At 47.0% G+C, this 16,577-nt stretch carries 16 protein-coding genes and 1 other RNA gene; 4 read left to right on the top strand and 13 right to left on the bottom strand.

From position 1 onward, the window contains the following. Window positions 1–12: 12 nt before the first annotated feature. Window positions 13–1,461: a YfjI family protein gene (locus F8561_RS00260; RefSeq protein WP_151887057.1), complete on the bottom strand. Its 1,449-nt coding sequence runs from the start codon at window positions 1,459–1,461 to the stop codon at window positions 13–15. Between the two features lie 96 nt (window positions 1,462–1,557). Beyond that, complete coding sequence (locus F8561_RS00255; RefSeq protein WP_151887025.1) at window positions 1,558–1,773, bottom strand: AlpA family phage regulatory protein; 216 nt, start codon at window positions 1,771–1,773, stop codon at window positions 1,558–1,560. 97 nt (window positions 1,774–1,870) lie between these two features. Between F8561_RS00255 and F8561_RS00250 the strand changes: the two genes are divergently transcribed. Beyond that, a complete protein-coding gene (locus F8561_RS00250; RefSeq protein WP_226777965.1) occupies window positions 1,871–3,157 on the top strand; it encodes a hypothetical protein in 1,287 nt (428 codons plus the stop codon). An 85-nt stretch (window positions 3,158–3,242) separates the two neighbouring features. On the opposite strand, the gene F8561_RS24260 is transcribed toward F8561_RS00250, so the two are convergent. The 7 genes from F8561_RS24260 to F8561_RS00220 all read right to left on the bottom strand — a co-directional run bounded on the left by F8561_RS24260 (window position 3,243) and on the right by F8561_RS00220 (window position 9,629). Next, complete coding sequence (locus F8561_RS24260; RefSeq protein WP_226777964.1) at window positions 3,243–3,989, bottom strand: hypothetical protein; 747 nt, start codon at window positions 3,987–3,989, stop codon at window positions 3,243–3,245. 30 nt (window positions 3,990–4,019) lie between these two features. Further along, window positions 4,020–4,154, bottom strand: coding sequence for a hypothetical protein (locus tag F8561_RS24510; protein ID WP_264291725.1), 135 nt, complete (start codon window positions 4,152–4,154; stop codon window positions 4,020–4,022). A 49-nt stretch (window positions 4,155–4,203) separates the two neighbouring features. Then, window positions 4,204–4,851 (bottom strand): hypothetical protein, encoded by a 648-nt coding sequence (locus F8561_RS24530; RefSeq protein ID WP_319016545.1) that lies wholly within the window; start codon window positions 4,849–4,851, stop codon window positions 4,204–4,206. 132 nt (window positions 4,852–4,983) lie between these two features. After that, window positions 4,984–8,055 carry a hypothetical protein gene (locus F8561_RS00235; RefSeq protein ID WP_319016544.1) on the bottom strand — a complete coding sequence of 1,024 codons (3,072 nt, stop codon included), beginning with the start codon at window positions 8,053–8,055 and terminating at the stop codon, window positions 4,984–4,986. 40 nt (window positions 8,056–8,095) lie between these two features. Then, window positions 8,096–9,067, bottom strand: a complete 972-nt coding sequence (locus tag F8561_RS00230; protein ID WP_151887024.1) for a reverse transcriptase family protein — start codon at window positions 9,065–9,067, stop codon at window positions 8,096–8,098. After that, the gene (locus F8561_RS00225; RefSeq protein ID WP_151887023.1) at window positions 9,048–9,338 is read right to left on the bottom strand and encodes a helix-turn-helix domain-containing protein; all 291 of its coding nucleotides are present in this window, start codon (window positions 9,336–9,338) and stop codon (window positions 9,048–9,050) included. The genes F8561_RS00230 and F8561_RS00225 overlap by 20 nt, the downstream gene beginning before the upstream one ends. A 51-nt stretch (window positions 9,339–9,389) precedes the next feature. Then, window positions 9,390–9,629, bottom strand: coding sequence for a hypothetical protein (locus F8561_RS00220; RefSeq protein ID WP_151887022.1), 240 nt, complete (start codon window positions 9,627–9,629; stop codon window positions 9,390–9,392). Between the two features lie 618 nt (window positions 9,630–10,247). Between F8561_RS00220 and F8561_RS00215 the strand changes: the two genes are divergently transcribed. Beyond that, the gene (locus F8561_RS00215) at window positions 10,248–12,587 is read left to right on the top strand and encodes a P-loop NTPase fold protein (protein WP_151887021.1); all 2,340 of its coding nucleotides are present in this window, start codon (window positions 10,248–10,250) and stop codon (window positions 12,585–12,587) included. A 269-nt stretch (window positions 12,588–12,856) separates the two neighbouring features. Here the strand turns inward: F8561_RS00215 and F8561_RS00210 are convergent, their stop codons facing one another. The 3 genes from F8561_RS00210 to smpB form a co-directional block, all read right to left on the bottom strand. After that, entirely contained in the window at window positions 12,857–14,098 is a 1,242-nt protein-coding gene (locus F8561_RS00210) for an integrase (protein WP_151887020.1), read from the bottom strand. Between the two features lie 204 nt (window positions 14,099–14,302). Beyond that, window positions 14,303–14,666: a transfer-messenger RNA gene (gene ssrA, locus F8561_RS00205) on the bottom strand. Between the two features lie 89 nt (window positions 14,667–14,755). Beyond that, window positions 14,756–15,238 (bottom strand): SsrA-binding protein SmpB, encoded by a 483-nt coding sequence (smpB, locus tag F8561_RS00200; protein WP_008502505.1) that lies wholly within the window; start codon window positions 15,236–15,238, stop codon window positions 14,756–14,758. A gap of 156 nt (window positions 15,239–15,394) precedes the next feature. Here smpB and F8561_RS00195 point away from each other — a divergent pair, with 156 nt between their 5' ends. Both F8561_RS00195 and F8561_RS00190 read left to right on the top strand, forming a co-directional pair. Then, window positions 15,395–15,832: a type II toxin-antitoxin system RatA family toxin gene (locus F8561_RS00195; RefSeq protein ID WP_024908332.1), complete on the top strand. Its 438-nt coding sequence runs from the start codon at window positions 15,395–15,397 to the stop codon at window positions 15,830–15,832. Further along, on the top strand, window positions 15,822–16,109 hold the full coding sequence (locus F8561_RS00190) for an RnfH family protein (RefSeq protein ID WP_032680464.1): 288 nt from the start codon (window positions 15,822–15,824) through the stop codon (window positions 16,107–16,109). The genes F8561_RS00195 and F8561_RS00190 overlap by 11 nt, the downstream gene beginning before the upstream one ends. A gap of 99 nt (window positions 16,110–16,208) precedes the next feature. Here F8561_RS00190 and bamE read toward each other — a convergent pair whose 3' ends face one another. After that, window positions 16,209–16,547 carry an outer membrane protein assembly factor BamE gene (gene bamE / locus F8561_RS00185; protein ID WP_014171256.1) on the bottom strand — a complete coding sequence of 113 codons (339 nt, stop codon included), beginning with the start codon at window positions 16,545–16,547 and terminating at the stop codon, window positions 16,209–16,211. Window positions 16,548–16,577: the final 30 nt, after the last annotated feature.

The raw sequence follows: 16,577 nt of genomic DNA, 5'->3' as shown, positions 1-16,577 counted from the left end.
TCACAGCCAACGCTAGCTTCTCCAGACAGAGCTGTTCGGTGAAGCAACCATGAGTGAACCAGCTAGGTTCTCACGGATGAACCAAGTTTTCCCAAACTGAAATAGGATAATCTTTTCCTGTTCAACTAGTACGGAGAGTAACTCATCTATTCTTTCCTTGTTTCTTAGGCGGTTTGGCCCTAATTGTAAAATACGGTTTTTTCTAAACATATACCTATATGACTTACGGCATTCATTTTGTATCCATGCAAAAAGCTCATTTAAATCCCTTTCAAAGGACTGATATTCATCAGGATGAACAAAAAGATCTGTGTATTGGTTACCGTACCAGTTGATGATGGCGATTGCTGCGTCAACAACTTCGGTAGATATATTGTTATCAAAACCACAAAAGTGATGGAGTAACGCGGCAACACGGGCCACGTTTTCCGCAACTTTAGATGCATAATCTCTGACGCTGACCAGATTACCGTCGCTACCTATCCTGCTCTCTATGTCATTATGAAATTCAATCCATAGATTTTCAGCTTCCGGAGAAAATGTCAGACCTTTGCGACTTTGCCCGTTATGGGCAAGACTTTCAGTAGCTATGTCCATCAGGCGGCGATGGAATACTGGCAGATATTCCCGTGAGATAACCGGTGATTCGATCAGACGGGTGCCCTGTGTAGATGTCGGTAAACAAATCAGGCTGCGGGCAAAGAAACCCACACCCTTAGCCTGTTCTCCCCGCCGTTCCAGATAGGCGGTGAACATCTCCGGTTGAACCATCAGCGACAGCGTCATTCGGGCATCGTGGATGGTGGCCTCGGGCTCATTTTTTCGATCAACGGTAAATTTTCCGCCGTCCCACATTTTATTGATAAAAGGCAGATCGTTCAGAGTGTGGCCGTTGAATATCGTTCCTGCCTCGTCCGACATAATACCCACCGATTTCCAGCGTTCTTTACACAGAAATTCTTTAATTGCGGCTGGCGTTGCGTCATTGAATGTCATTTTGTATTTTACAGGGGGCTCCGGGAGCGATTTATGCGCGGTGTTGAGCGCTTTTTTTATCTCCAGTGTGTCTTCTTTACGCCTAACTTGTGCCCTCAGCTCAGTATTCAGGGCTTTGATCTCTGTTTTTACCGCATTTAGTTCTATCAAATAGTCACTATATTTTTCCAAATAATCTTCGTTCAGCTGTTCTTCAAAACGTCTTAATGGCTCCATTAACAGATTATCGACAGTAGTTTTACGCTCGCCAGACCCTGCTAGCGTCAACAGAAAAAGTGAGACCGGTCCACGAAGATTGCCCGGACGAATGACATCAATCTGACTTTGGCAAACAAGGGAAATAGCACCCAAAACAGATGCACCAATCAGAGGTATAGGAGCCTTTGTTATCTGGTGTACTTCATAAATTGTGCTTTTAATAAGTACTGGAAGCAGATCAACAGGAAAATCATCATACTTTTGCATTGTGCGCTCTCCATAGAGAAAAAATAAAAGAAAGTTATCCTTATCAGTTGTGATGCCAAACGGCATCACAACTGATACAGGGGAATAAATCATCCCTTAAACCTGCGGGCAGCATTCCTCCAGCCATTTATCGATTTCGGATTCCATCCAGCCAACAGACTGCATTCCCAGGCGGCGTTGTTTAGGGAATGTTGCGTCATAGCGTGGCGACTTCGGATTTAGCCAGTCGTAGATTGTTGAGCGGCTGATTCCAATTTTATTTACAAGTGCGCTGATGCGCAGAATTTTTACCGATGGGGCAATACAGGTCATTACGTCACCTCATTGTTTTTAATGATTAATATTTTTGATTTGCTACCAAACACCGGTGTTTTTTTGTGTACGGAGGGGATTGTAATGAAGTTTTTTAGTGTCTAAAATTTCAAGTTATGTTCTACTTTTTTTGACACTAAAAATGCCAGCGATAACACCTATCCACAAAGCAGCTTTTGATGCGATCGATACCCTTCACTTCACTCAAGTAGTGATGAGTGAAGTTTGCAAAGATCCTATTGCAGAGTGGTATCCCCGCATTATCCTCAAAATTAACAATATGCTGCGAGAAGTCGGAATGACGGGAAAGCAGGCTGCGATAGCTAAGCACTATCTGCTGGGGGCACTGGAAATTTATCTATCTGTAGATGGCAAACTTTCTTCAGCCATGGCTGAGTATTCTGAACAGTCCGATACTAATACGCTTTTTGAAGAAGGGACTATTTATGACAAGAGTACTCAAACGGCGAGTAATTTTAGTCTTACAATGTTATATGCGGCTGCGGAGAACAATGGTGTTCAGGGTGAGTTCATTGATAGAGCTGTTGAAGAGTTGGTAAATGATCAAGATCTAGAATTATCAGCAACACCCTATCTCATTAGATATCGTCTTGTCGAATGCTGCTATGCATTAGAATATAAAGAAGCCCCTCTTGGGTTTTATCGGGAGCTGGTAAGTCGTGGTATTATCTCATGTGGAAAATATTCTCTAAATATTGACACGTATGCGAAAAAATCTGAGCTAGGGTTGTCGTTGTTGTTTCTTCGAGCTGGTTTGCTTTTCGAGTTTAAGATGCTGCAACGGGCAGTAGCGGTAATGATTTCGCTAAAAAATAATAATACGATTGCCTTGCCATCTCCTGATCCAAGAATGTCTAGTCTAGAACAAAAACATATTTCTGATTACTATAAAAGGTTAGTTGATGATTGGTTTATGGGGGAGGGGAGGCGATCTTTTATGAGTTTTCAATGCAAAGGCGATATTTCGATTAGGAATGTAGAGGTTTTTCTTGAGAATATGAATAAATATTATCTTCATAAACGTATGTTTAGCGGAACCCAAGGCAGTTGGCTGGGAACGCTGGGGGCGTTTGATATTGCATACGAACATGATGAAGAACCTGAGATGGCCATTTATTATGAGGAAAATAATAGTCGGACTATTTCAGAAAAAATAAGATTGAAGTATTTGGAGTATGGTTTTAGTGTATCAGCTCGGAGCCTTTATCTCCGATATAAATCTGTAAAAAGAGAACGTTACTCTCAAATGAGGTATTATTGTTTTCTTTTGCTGAATCAAAAGTTCATTACTCCATGGTATCTTGATAATAACAATTATTACGATATGGCCCTCAGCTTTGACAGTGCGATGATTAACGAATAAAAATGATAATGAAGCAGAAGCAGGTATAGTACGCATCTCCAGCAATATAAAAGGGCCTTCTTATTTTAGGAAGGCCCTTTATGCATCAAGGGTAAGTTATGTACCCCATAATCGCACAAATCAACCTATAATCGGTAATATAGAAGATCTCCGGGTTATCAACGCTTTGCTCACCTATAAAGAAGACTTGAGCTCTCTCTTTATCTTTTTTATTTACTGCTTCTTTTGCTTCTTCCTGAACAGTTTCGAGCTCATTCAAAAGCATAGTCCTTTTGGCTTTTGACCAGTCTCCCCACTTAATGTGTAGTTTATAGCTACGCGTGGGTTTAAATTTACCAGATTTGTCTTTTGTCCATTCTCCCGAGAGGGGAATGACAATCCGGTTTTCGTCTTGCTCAAATTTCTGCCACAACAACTGCGAATAAAAAAGTCGGCGCTCAGGGTAAGGCTGAACCGGATCTTTAAGTTTTTTAAACGCGGTCATGTAAGTATCGGCATCAATACTAGGGATATTTAATGACATACCACGGTCATACGGGAAGCGAATAAATGCCCTACAAATCTGGCGAATAGCATTAACCGGGCGGCGGGATTGCCGCGCTGGAGCATTTCCCTCGCTGGATGCCGATGTTGTAGAACGTATTGGATTGGGTTTGTTGTTGCTACCAGTAGTGTCAGGATCAACAACGGGTCGATTTTCAATCAGTTTTAATCCTGCAGGCATCAAACCCGGTGCGCTATCTAACATGCGGCGGACGCTTTTCTTCTGCCCCTGTTTAATCACTGTGCTTTCTGCATCAGCATCGCAATTAATGTGCTCTTTTCCAGGCATTTTATTAAACGAAGGTCTTTTCTTACTTCCTTATTGCCAAGCAGAAGGATACATCTCAATCCCACATCCCCAGCATACATAGCCACTGGTATCAATATCATCTAGCAGCCAGAGATCTTCTGCCTCGACTTTTTCTCCGGTACGTTTATCACGTGCAGATTCCATTACTTTCTCCTTAACACAGGGTTTTCGTATAGGCTAGGGCTTGTAGCCTTTATTCAAACCGCTGTTCCCGTTCACTATCTTCCCGTTGCTCACGTTCTATTTGGCGTTCGATCCAATGAATTATTTTTTCATGCACTATTCTGGCTGCTTTAGCAATATCTGGACGTTCATGCTTGCTCAACATACTGAAAGCATCAGCTCTAAGTTGCATGATATTTGACAAACTTCCAGTCCAGGATGATGGGCTAATGCGTTGAGCAAAGGCCTCCAGCACAACCATTGGTTCAGGTGAGGCCTCTAATAGAGCTAAAGCTGCTTCCTGTATGGTGGTTACACTCTTTTCATCATCCTTCACCCAAAGTGTTACACCAGTTGCAATAGCAGGCCAAACATTGGGATCATTTCTAGCGCGGCACCATTGAATTAAAACGTCCACATCAATTTTAGAAAGAGGCAACCGACGTAAGCTTCCGTGACTGATAAAAAATAAACGTCGTTGTCGCTGTTTTTCGTTACCCTCAAAAACATGATCGAGAAATGCTTCTGGCATCAATGCGGCAGTCGTTTCAATGGTTCTTCCAAATGAATTAAAATATCCATAATGCTCATCTAAAACAGAAAAAATCGTGTTCAGCCACTCCTGTTTTTGTGACTCATAACCATCAAATCGTAGAGCAGCGCCAACGACACGTTCCATGCGATAATCTGTAGACCCACCAGAGTCACGGTGATCTCTTTGGACTCTAATGATTGCTGCTCTTAAACCAATCTGCCGCAGGTCAGCACCAAGTGTATCCTCAGCCTTCTCTTGACGAGGTAACCTCATACTTTAAGCATCCAACACTACATCGTCACCATTTATTTTACTCAGGAGACGATGAGCAAGTTCAATAACACGACCTGCAGACAAATTAACATATTGGTCCCGCCACAAAATTGGCCCATATATGTGCGGGCTTATTTCAGGATCATCCAGAACTGACATACAGCGATTTAAATCAGTTTCTGTAAACTCTCGCCGAGGATGCAAACCAACTATAACCCGCCGAAGTTCTGGGTGTTGTGAACATTGTTCGAGAAATTCTTGAGCTAACGTCGGAGCCACTGCATCTGTTTGTTCGATGAAACCGGCAAAGACTGCAAAATCTTTGTTAATCCCTGGATACAGATCAAGTAGGTTAACAAGCTGCTGCCAGCCAATTTGCAGATCATATTCTCCGTCAGCTAACCCCTTTCCAAATGCAATGCGATAGGGCATCCAATCGGTAGAGAACAAATTTTGGCCCAATTCTTCAAGCTTATGATTTGATGCCGTAAAATCTCGTCCTAACAGGATAGCTTTGGTTTCAAGCCGCTTCTCAGCCGCGCTAAACTTTTCGGTTTCGTCATGCCCCAAATCAGCATCAAGCACCCAATAGTCTCCCCCTCGGCTAAGTACGTAAGTCATTATTTCCGCTACTAAGTCGCTAGGCTCCAGCTCCTTCTCCAGTGCTGCAAGGCTTTCAGGTATCGGCTCAACCCCTTCGGCATCTGTAGGCCTTGTATAGTCGAAATAAATCATTGAACGGATGGCTTTCCAGCCATCTCCCCAAGGGGAGTAAGCATGCAATTTACGAGCTGCATCGGCGAGTTTTTCCCTCATCGCATCCTGGTCCCAAAGGCCTCGAAATGCGTCAGACAGGTTTATACGAGCAGAGGCTTCAATTTCAGAATCGCCGGAGGTACCCAGTTGCACAGCAACGTCAATGAATGCACTACGCCAGTCCACAAGCTCAGCATAGGAGGGTTCAGAACCATAATCTCTGGGGCGAGCACCAAACTCGTTCACCCCAACGCCTGTCCAGTGTGAGCCTTCCAAAGCAGTAGATAACATTTTGAACCCCAGCGCTCTGCGGCCGGTTACGCCTGATGAGAAACATTCATTCATCAGCATGATTCGCTGGTTTAAAGAAGCGTGAGTGCCAGATAAATACGCCTGGAAAAATCTCACGATCTTGCCTTGAGCTGAGTCGTGATTGTTACTCTCATCTTCATCGTCTGCCATACGGATCAGAAGCCTGGCACATCTGTCAAAGGCGTTAGATTCATATGCCAACGATTGTAAAAGATTGAGAATGGCTAGCCGCCGCGGATCATAAGTCGGTTTAATGCCTTTAAAGTCAGGCGCGGTAAGTTCTGCTTCGATCAGGTTTAACAAAGCTTCAGGAGCGACCGGACCGATATAATCCAATATACGCACCGACTCTTCGTCCAACTTTAAAATTTGCCCAAGTAATCCTTCAGGCTGGAGCCAGGCTTCTACAATTTCTTTCGCAACAGGATGGTCATGCAACAACCCCAGACGGTGCGAAAAAGACATTAATAAACGCTCACAACCCGGAGCTTCAAACGTCGCCCTAAGTCGATCTATCGGAATACTCTTAAGTGCAGATATTGCCAATTTGTTAGCAATGGCATGGGGAAGGATAGCTCTCCAGTGGGATCTTTTCTGAACAACGTGACGTTCCGTCAACTTCGTAATAGCTTTGAATAACTGGATTTTGGAATACCCTGAGAGCGCACCCAATATTTCCAGTTCATCGGTAGCAGCATCTGAACTAGTTACCGAGAACGAATACACCAGTGATAATATCTCAGCTTGCTCCCGTAAATGACCGTCGGGATGATTACGTTGTTCAAACAAGCGATTAAACAACTGCGCATCAGAAAGTAGAGCCAAACTCTCGCCTTCCTCCCCTCTCTCAGCTATAGCCAAAGCAACTCTTGCATTCCCATCTGCAAACTCAGCAATACGACGGGCATTATTCTGACCAATAGAAGGGAAGCGACGGATAAGAAGTTGCTCTGCCACCTCTGGACCATCTGTCTCAATATGGATGACCTCAGTTGTCTGTGGTTTGTCATCCCTAATGTCGTACTCGATCGTGATGAGGCTTATTTCTTTTCCTGCGGCTGATACCTTGCTGGCAAGCGAAGCATGGAGCTCTGATGGGCAATTATCAAGGATCATAATTGCTCGTCGGTCCTCAGCGATCAGCTTATCAAGCATTGCTGTAGCCGACGGTACTGGCTCAGAGCCAGTATCAACATAAATAGCTACTGTCCTGTCAAGCGCATCTGTTCCAACAGTTTCATCAAAGAGCGCCTGAACGATCCGAGTCTTCCCGACACCAGATAATCCTGTAATACGAACCGCCTTATTCGTCGAACGGATAAGTTCTCGCATTGGGCTAATTGCTTCATCAATTTTGAGTTTTTGCCCCTTTCCCGACGGTAAAGTAATGGTTACACCTGGGGCTGAGATTAAAGTGTCTGTAACACCTTGTGGCGGATTACTCCAGGCTCCGTAGGGTTGCCAGCCGGAATACCCTTGCCCAAGCTTCCCTTTTACCCACAACATGACTGATGGATGTTGGCGCAGCCATTGAATTAGTTTGGAACGGTCGTAGAAATCAAGATGAAGATTGCTTTTGTTAGGATCATCTTTTACTGCATCCCTCATTACATTAAGACGATCTCTTTTTCCAGACGGAGAGCAATCATCACCCAGGCTGACAATGATGTAGCTGCCTTGTTTTCTGGCTTGTTCAGATATGATGGGTGAAAGCGTTTGGCCGGTGCCCATTTCCTTCTCAATTGTAGCCTTAGGCATTTTATGTTTCTTTGCCTGAAAGACCGTATTAGGCCTTACAAGAAAGCCTGGTTTCAGTTGATCAACTGGAACCTGAACATGGATATCAATCCCTCCGTCAGGGGCTGTAATTGAGCCAGACCAATTTACACATGCAGGGCTATGACCATGTATTGCCACTTCAGCTTCCGCTAGCCGAGCTATCAGCTCTTCTAGCTGAGTATCGGAGAGCCGAAGTAATTCATCCTTTTCAATGTCAAAGATTGCCACGCCTTCACCTTAGTAAAAAATTTTTGCCCTAGTTCTTGCACTATGTATACATATTCGTGCGCCCCGCACTCTTAAGAGCAAGCAAGCGCTGTTTAAGTTTTTTTGCTTTGCCAGGATGGAATCTGGCCAATAAATGAACTAGTCCCAATGTTTGTGCATAAGGGCCCTTATCGAACTCGATAATTTCGCCCCTAAGAATGGCTTGCTCCAAATGATGGACTGCCGATCGTATCTGGCTTTGCTTAGCGGAAGAGAGACCAGGTTTTGAATTCACCGAAAGCTTGGTAACTTCCATCCGTTGCCCAGATGTTCTGATTTCGTGTTTAGCTCGTTTAGGCTGGTAACCGTACCTGGAAAGCATGCCATAAATCGAGGCTATCACATTCGTTTTAGCCGGTTTATCAAGAAAGTTAACTGACGAGACGGCGATATCATCAACGTAGCGGGAATAAATTATTCCTCTTGCCCGAAAACTGGCTTGTAGTGCCGGTTCATCTTTCCAAAACGCCAGGTTAGCCAGAAATGAACTAGTGATGGCACCCTGAGGTAGCTCCCCTTGTCGGGTCGTCAGCTTGGTCAAACATTCAGCTACTTCATTACCGAAGCCAAAGAAATGTTGCCATATGTCATGCACTATTGTGTCTGAAGTTGATGGGAAAAAACGCGTGATATCTTCATTAATAACAATCGTAGAACCAGCGTGTAAAGTTGCATTGGTTTTATAATCACAGCCTTTCAGACTACCTGTCAAATATGCTGGATAAACCACGTAATCAAGGATATTGTGCCTGATATTGCGTTGTACTTTTTTTAGAGGTGCATATGCATCCCAAGTCTGGCGCGTACTTCCGTCAGGTTTAGTGATCGTGCTGGCGAGTCGGTACATATGGTCCGCACGATTGGCTAGATTAAGTAGTTCGATAGGAGAGATGTTCAGCGCTTTTGATAGCGCTGTCATACTGCTGATGCGTCGTTTGCTATAGAAGGGGGAGTCAGACGGAGTGTGAATCATTAAGCAGCTCCAACGCAGTACGCGCAAGTTCTCCCTGGAGTCCTTTATCAATACCGTTAAGATCACCGGCCTCTGCTGCAATAAAGAAAATAATGCTGACAGGAATGTTGAGAGCAGCAGCAATGCTGTTAAGGGTTGAAAGCGTCGGATCTCGCTTATTGTTTTCGAGCATGGAAAGATAAGAAACAGAACATTCTGCCTTCCGAGCTAAATCCGTCTGTGATATTCCCCTTCTGGTTCGGCATAACTTGATAGCCTGTCCGATATTCATAATTAACTCCGCAAATAAATATTGGGCCTGCTGCGTCTTGGCTCTGTTGCATTATTTCATCCAATCATCAATGTTTGTGATCAGACGAACTACAACGTCAATAATACGCAGTGCCCGGAAGACGATATCGTCAAACCGGAACCCGCTTCTTACCGGGCTGTCACGATGTATGCGTAACTGACGTAATACATCTTCTAGCTCTGCCAGAGCGCCAGCATCGAGTTGGCTGCAGTGAGCATCGCGCAGCTTTTCAAGCGTTGCGATGGTGTTCTTTAAAGTATCGTGTTTCATATTGCTCTCCTTTGAATCGGCAAAACGCCGAAGCCCCGTAACAAGGCGATGGCCGAAAGGAGCCAATCCGATGCGCAAGCCCAACACCAGTCTTCGCGACGATGAAGCCCCGTTTATTCCGATAGTGCAGTTGCCTGGTTGCCGCATATCGCGACTGGCTACGAATCACCATCATGACGAACGTGCTTCAGACTGACCGATGACGCTGGTCTGCCCGTCAAAATCTCCAACACCGGATGAAGGAGCGGCCTGATAAGCAGGCAATTACGCCAGACCTTCGCTGTTACGATGAGAACAATCATTTTAAAGAACACAGCTCAGGCGGAACGCCTGACCTGTGATAAGTAAAGCATTATTTTCGATATATGGCAACATAATTTCACTGTCAGTGAAATTATGTTGCCTGTTCAGTACACCTCTTATCTGCGGCTTCATGTTGAGTAGACAGAACCGCTATACTGGCTTGCGTTTACAGCGGGTCCCCTTCAGTTTGCTTACGTAATAAGTTGAACTTGTGCAGACAAGGCTCGCAGGGGCTTTAATTTGCTCTGTCTGTGAACCAGTGTACCTTCTAACAATAGGACGATTAATACATGCATTCTTGGGAGATGGTGTGCGATGAGTAAGCTGTTGTTCCGTCTGGCGGCATGGCGTGCTCGCCGTCGGGCGAAGCCTAATGCTGATATGGTAAGGAACGAGCAGCCGGACGGAGGGATTGGGGCTGAAGCTCCGATTCGAACAGCATCCGAAGATCGCCTTAGACGGTCCGGATTCGCGGCCCGTATAGCCGATGTGCTTTCGGAGCTTAGTTTGCGCGAAGGCCGAGTGTTCGCTATTCGTGGGGGATGGGGCTTCGGCAAATCATCACTGAAAAACCTTATCACCGAACGGCTCGATGCTAAGAGCAGTGGAGCGGACTGGCTCGACTTTAACCCATGGCAATGGGGAGACGGTGACTCAATCGCCCGCGCGCTATTTGGCCAGATAGCAGATCGTTTGGGAGGCGAGCATTCGAAGGCAGCACTCGACCGTGCCCAAGCATTGCGACGTTACGGAGCGATCCTTACCGGGGTTAGTATGCCTCTTAAAGAAGCAGGGAGTTCAGGCCTTCTAATATCGACAGTTCTCACAAACGCCTCGGTTATAGCGATCGCGTCGGCTATTGGATATGACCTTCCGACAGTTGCAAAGGTTGCAGCTGTTCTTGCCTTTCTCTCGGTCGGAGTACCTCTTCTCGGACGCGTGCTATCGTATCTCGGGCGAGACCATAGCGGTGAGTCTCTCGACAAGGTACGCACAGCGCTTGAGGCTCGTCTTCGCGAACTTGACCGGCCGCTGGTTGTCTTCGTCGACGACATTGACCGGCTCGAACCTGAGCAGATCAGGATGTTGCTTCGGCAGGTAAAGGCGAATGCTAATCTACCGAATATTGTTTTTGTGCTCCTGTTCCAGCCCAGTATAGTTGAACGAGCACTAGATCCGGTTGCTGACAATGACGGCCGAGCCTTCCTTGAAAAGGTCGTGCAGGCTAGTTTTGATTTACCAGCTGTCCCGGCATCGTTCGTGCATCGCATGTTCGAGGAGGAGCTCTCTAAAATGGCGGAGTTCTACGCAACTGAGGCCAACGGGTTTTCTCAGAGACGCTGGGGTAACGCTTGTATTGGCTGCATCCAGCCCCTGCTACGCAACATGCGTGATGCACGTCGTCTCATCTCGTCTATTGCTGTACACATGCCACTGCATGTGGTCGGAGACGTGTTTGAGGTGAACATTGTAGATTTCCTACTTCTGGAAACACTCCGGGTCTTCGAACCAGACCTCCACGATGCACTGTTCCGTGAGAGAGGATTGGTTCTCCAGGAAGGGCGCTTCTTCCGTGATGGCCGACGGGAGGTGGACCAAACAGCAGCTAAGGAACTTCTTGAGATTGTCTCAGAAGAGCGCCGTAATATCATTTGTGATGCGCTTAAAGACTTATTTCCTCCCCTTGAATGGGCATATGGGGGGACGAACTATGCAGACGGCTTCCATAGCCGATGGTTGATGGAGAAAAGAGTATGTACTTCGCGCTACTTCCCGCGTTACTTTGAACTCCAGACGTCGGTTGGAGAAATGTCTGAGCGCCGTTTCGTTGATTTTCTCGATGCAACAGCGACAGAGGACGAGCTCCTTGCTGCAATCGCAGCCGTTGAAGCTGACGGGCTGGTGAATTCGCTCGTTGCGAGGCTCGACGAATCCGTCGATCGATTACCGTCCGAGAACGCAGCTGTTCTGCTCCCTGGAATGTTCAGAATCGCTGAAAAATTAGCAGGCACGAACATTGGCACTTTCGATTCGTCATATATGGCAGCGTGGCGAGCGACAAATTGGTACCTGAAGGGGATTCCTGAAGATGTTCGAGGCAGTTTGGCTCTTGAAGCACTCCGTAAAACTGAGGCACTATCCGTTGCTTCAATCCTGATCCATCTTAGCGATCCCACCGATCGGGATGAGGGCGAGAGTAGAGCCTTCGAGCCAGCGTTAGATCTCAACACCGTTGTGGCAATGAAGGCTGAATGGTTGCGGTTGATAAAGATCCGCGCAGCAGACAGCGACGCGCTGATTGCTGAACCGGATCTCATAACCCAGCTCTATCGATGGAAAGACTATACAGATTCAATGGACGAACCTCGAGAGTGGGTGAGGAAAGCCATTCAAACCAACCAAGGCTTCGCAACCATGGTCACACGCCTGATGAGCCGAGGTACGAGCCATACTTACGGTGATCGCGTCTCCACGCAGCACAACAGTTTCAATAAAGAGACAATTGACGACTTTATTGGCATTGATGTGGCGAAGGCTAAGTGTGATGCGATTAACCCAGCCCAGTTCCCTGAGCACGAAGAGGCCCTGCGAACGCTGCTTAGATATCTCGAAAAGTGGCTTGGATTAAGAACACACGACATTTTCGATTCCTAGAAGGTAACTCCTGCTGAGATCGAAACATCAATTTGAGTATTAAACGAAACTGAGAATTACACATAAGCACATTGGATTGGCCAATGCCATGATGCGTGTGGCAAACAAGGTGTAAGTATCCCATCCAAGCAGACCATGCGCTTTTAGATATTTGATCCGACGTGCCATAACGTCTTATGGCACGAAACGGATACTTGGGTATTAACTTGAGTGAATAGGCTGTTACCCAACCTGGAGCACAAGTCTGATTTTGCCAAAACTAATAGCCGTCACCCCACTAAACGCATTCCCTTTACCCCACCTTCAAAAATACTTCCACTATCTGCAGCCATCACGAAGTCAGCCCACCATTGCATCATTGGACGTCGTTGCTCCAGGTAATCGCTGCGGTTATAAGCACGCCGAACCTCATTCTTATCCACATGAGCAAGTGCTGCCTCAATCACATCAGGCGGAAAACCTTGCTCGTTGAGAGCTGTACTGGCAATAGATCGCAAACCGTGTGAAACGAGCACCCCACCAAAACCTGCGCGTTTAAGCGATGCGTTAACGGTTTGACTGTTCATCGGCTGGTTTGGCTTGATGCGGCTGGGAAAGATAAATTCTCGATTTCCACTTAACGGCTTCATCATCTCCAGTATCGCAATTGCTTCATCTGACAATGGAACAGTATGGTCGCGGTTCATTTTCATGCGTGCTGCAGGAATCTTCCATTCTCGGGCTTCTAGGTCTACTTCATCCCAGCGAGCTTCAGCCGCTTCGGCGGGACGGGTGATAGTAAGTAGTTGCCACATGAACAAGCAGCGTGTTGAAAGGCTAATGCTGGCTGTTCGCATCGTTTGCATCAACTGAGGCAACTGATCCGGGCGAATACTTGGCATATTCTTCTTCTGCGGCTTCTCAAATGCCTTGCCAATGTTGACACTGGGTACAGCATCAATCAGGCCTGTGTTCTGGGCATATATCATGACTTCATTGATACGTTGACAAAGACGACGAACGGTTTCTAGGGCCCCTCTGGCCTGAACAGGTTGAACGGCCTGAACCAGTGTATGAGCTTTAATATCTGTGACGCTAACGTCGCCAATCGCAGGAAAGACATCTCTCTCAAGAGAGCGCCAGATATCTTCAGCATAGTCCTCTGTCACACTGGCTTTCTTCACATTCCACCAACGCTCAGCCACGAGTTGGAAAGTATTGGTTTTGGCTTCCAGCGAACTGCGAAGTTGTTCTTGCCGATGCTCCTGTGGATCGATTTGTTTCGCGAGGAGTGAGCGAGACTCTGCCCGGTAGTTTCTGGCATCGGCAAGTGTAACTGACGGGTAGGGGCCTATGCTCTTCTTCGCACGTTTCTTGGTGACAGGGCGAATGTAGCGAAATTGCCAGATTTTACTCCCACTGGATTTGATCAGCAGCTCAAGGCCATCGCCATCATAGAGCACATAGTCCGCTTCCTTGGGTTTAGCAGATTCGATTTCTTTAACGGATAGAGGTTTGGTTTGTCTCGCCATTGCCGGGTTTCCATAGTTTTAGGCACCTCAAAAACAATAAAGCTTTATGAGGTGCCTAACAAGGTGCCTAAAAGGTTCGGATTTAATTAGTTCTCTTCGGACTTCGCGGGACAAATTGAGGGCACAAAAAAGCCCGCAGGGCTTGCGCCGTGCGGGCTCTTAGGACTTCATCGGATGACTCTGGTAATCACCGATGGAGAATTTTGGTGGAGCTGGCGGGAGTTGAACCCGCGTCCGAAATTTCTACATCCTCGGTACTACATGCTTAGTTTGTCTTTACATTCGCACGCCAGCTGCGAACAAACACGCCACTAACGTACTAGCCTGATTAGTTTTAACGCTTCAACCCCAGGCAGGGCTTCCACGCGATCTCTTTTGGGTTTGACCTCTCTTGAATCCCCGTCTTAAGAGCGGAAGCTAGGGAGAGAGGGCTCAGAGCAGGTTATTAAGCTGCTAAAGCGTAGTTTTCGTCGTTTGCGACTATTTTTTTGCGGCTTTTTACGAGGCAAACCGCCCCTCGGCATGCACCTTGGGTTTCGCAAATCCCGTCGAATCCAGAATCAGCCCCAATAGTGTTGAACTGAGTATACCAGATTTTACATCCTGGATACCAGCCCGGAACGCTAACTTATTGAATAGTACAATAAGTGCGCAGAATCAACGTCCTGCGTTTTTCATAATACGTGCTTTGTCGAGCTGCCATTCGCGCTCTTTCAGATCGGTACGTTTGTCGTGCTGTTTTTTACCCTTCGCGACGCCAACTTTCACTTTGCACCAGGCATTTTTCCAGTACAGCGACAGGGCAACCACGGTGAAGCCTTCACGGTTAATGCGCCCATAAAGGGACTCCAGTTCACGCTTGTTCAGCAGCAGCTTACGGGTACGCGTTGGGTCACACACGTAGTGTGACGACGCGACGGTCAGCGGCGTGAAGTTGGCACCGAACAGGAAGGCTTCGCCATCTTTCAGGATCACGTAACTATCACCGATATTGGCTTTCCCGGCGCGCAGCGATTTTACTTCCCAGCCCTGCAATGCAAGGCCAGCTTCGAATTCTTCTTCAATAAAATACTCGTGGCGAGCACGCTTGTTGAGCGCAATGGTCGCCGAGCCTGGTTTATGTGCTTTTTTCTTCGTCATAAGTATCGTAAAGCCATCGGTAATCTGATTTCAAAAAGTCACCTCATTGCGTCCTGTGAGGTCTAACGCGCTATATTAGCACGAGATGAGGCTTAGCGTTTTTTTAACAGGTGATAAATGTTATTATTTGTCGGTTGTGTGACCATGGGAAATGCTATGCCTCAGATTAGCCGTACTGCGCTTGTTCCATACAGCGCGGAACAAATGTATCAGTTAGTGAACGACGTTCAGTCTTATCCAGAGTTTATTCCGGGATGTACCGGGAGCCGAGTGCTGGAGTCTGGCCCGACGCAGATGACGGCGGCGGTCGATGTCTCCAAAGCGGGGATCAGCAAGACGTTCACCACCCGCAATACGCTGACGAGCAATCAGAGTATTTTGATGCATCTGGTAGATGGTCCGTTTAAAACCCTGATGGGGGGCTGGAAGTTTACCCCCCTCAGCGCTGATGCCTGTCGCATCGAGTTCCAGCTGGACTTTGAGTTTACCAATAAACTGATTGAGCTGGCGTTTGGCCGCATCTTTAAAGAGCTGGCCTCGAATATGGTTCAGGCGTTCACGACCCGCGCCAAAGAGGTTTACAGTGTCGCATAAGATAGCTGTCGAGGTGGTGTATGCGCTGCCGGAGAAGCAATATCTGCAGCGTGTGATGCTGGAAGAAGGTGCGACCGTTGAGGCGGCTATTCGCGCTTCTGGCATCCTTGAGCTTCGTCGTGACATCGACCTGGCGAAAAATAAAGTCGGCATTTACAGCCGTCCGGTCAAACTGGCTGATGTGGTGAATGAGGGTGACAGGGTCGAAATTTATCGCCCGCTGATTGCCGACCCGAAAGAGCTGCGTCGCCAGCGTGCGGAGAAATCGGGTAAGTAGTTCGCTCCTCACCTTAAGCCTGTTCTCAAAGGGGCGAGGGGGATGAAGGAAAACAAAAAAGGTGCTCATTGAGCACCTTTTTGCATCTCTGACACCTGATTATTTGGTCAGGGCAGGCTTGTTGTCGATGTTGGTCAACACACCGGCGCTGCTGAAGGTCAGCGTCAGGGTCTGCTGGGACGCGTCTTCATGGCCCGGCTGCTGACGGAATACATAGAACCAGGTGTTTGTGCCGAACGGATCGGACATCATTGGGGTTCCAAGTGCATAAGCGACCTGCTGTTGTGTCATCCCCACACGGATTTTGGACACATCGTTAGGGGTAAGGTAGTTCCCCTGGTTGATATCAGGACGGTAAACCACTTTCTCCAGAGTGGAACAGCCTGCGGTCAACATCAGAAGAACCGCTGCGGCAGCGGTCAGCATTTTACAACGCATAGTGATTTGATTCCTTTTCGGGCCCGAGCA

The sequence above is a fragment of the Enterobacter sp. 198 genome (assembly GCF_009025585.1).
GTDB classification, from domain to species: Bacteria; Pseudomonadota; Gammaproteobacteria; order Enterobacterales; family Enterobacteriaceae; genus Enterobacter; species Enterobacter ludwigii.
The sequence above is the reverse complement of the archived record's forward strand: the minus strand, read 5'-3'. Positions and strand labels throughout refer to the sequence as shown.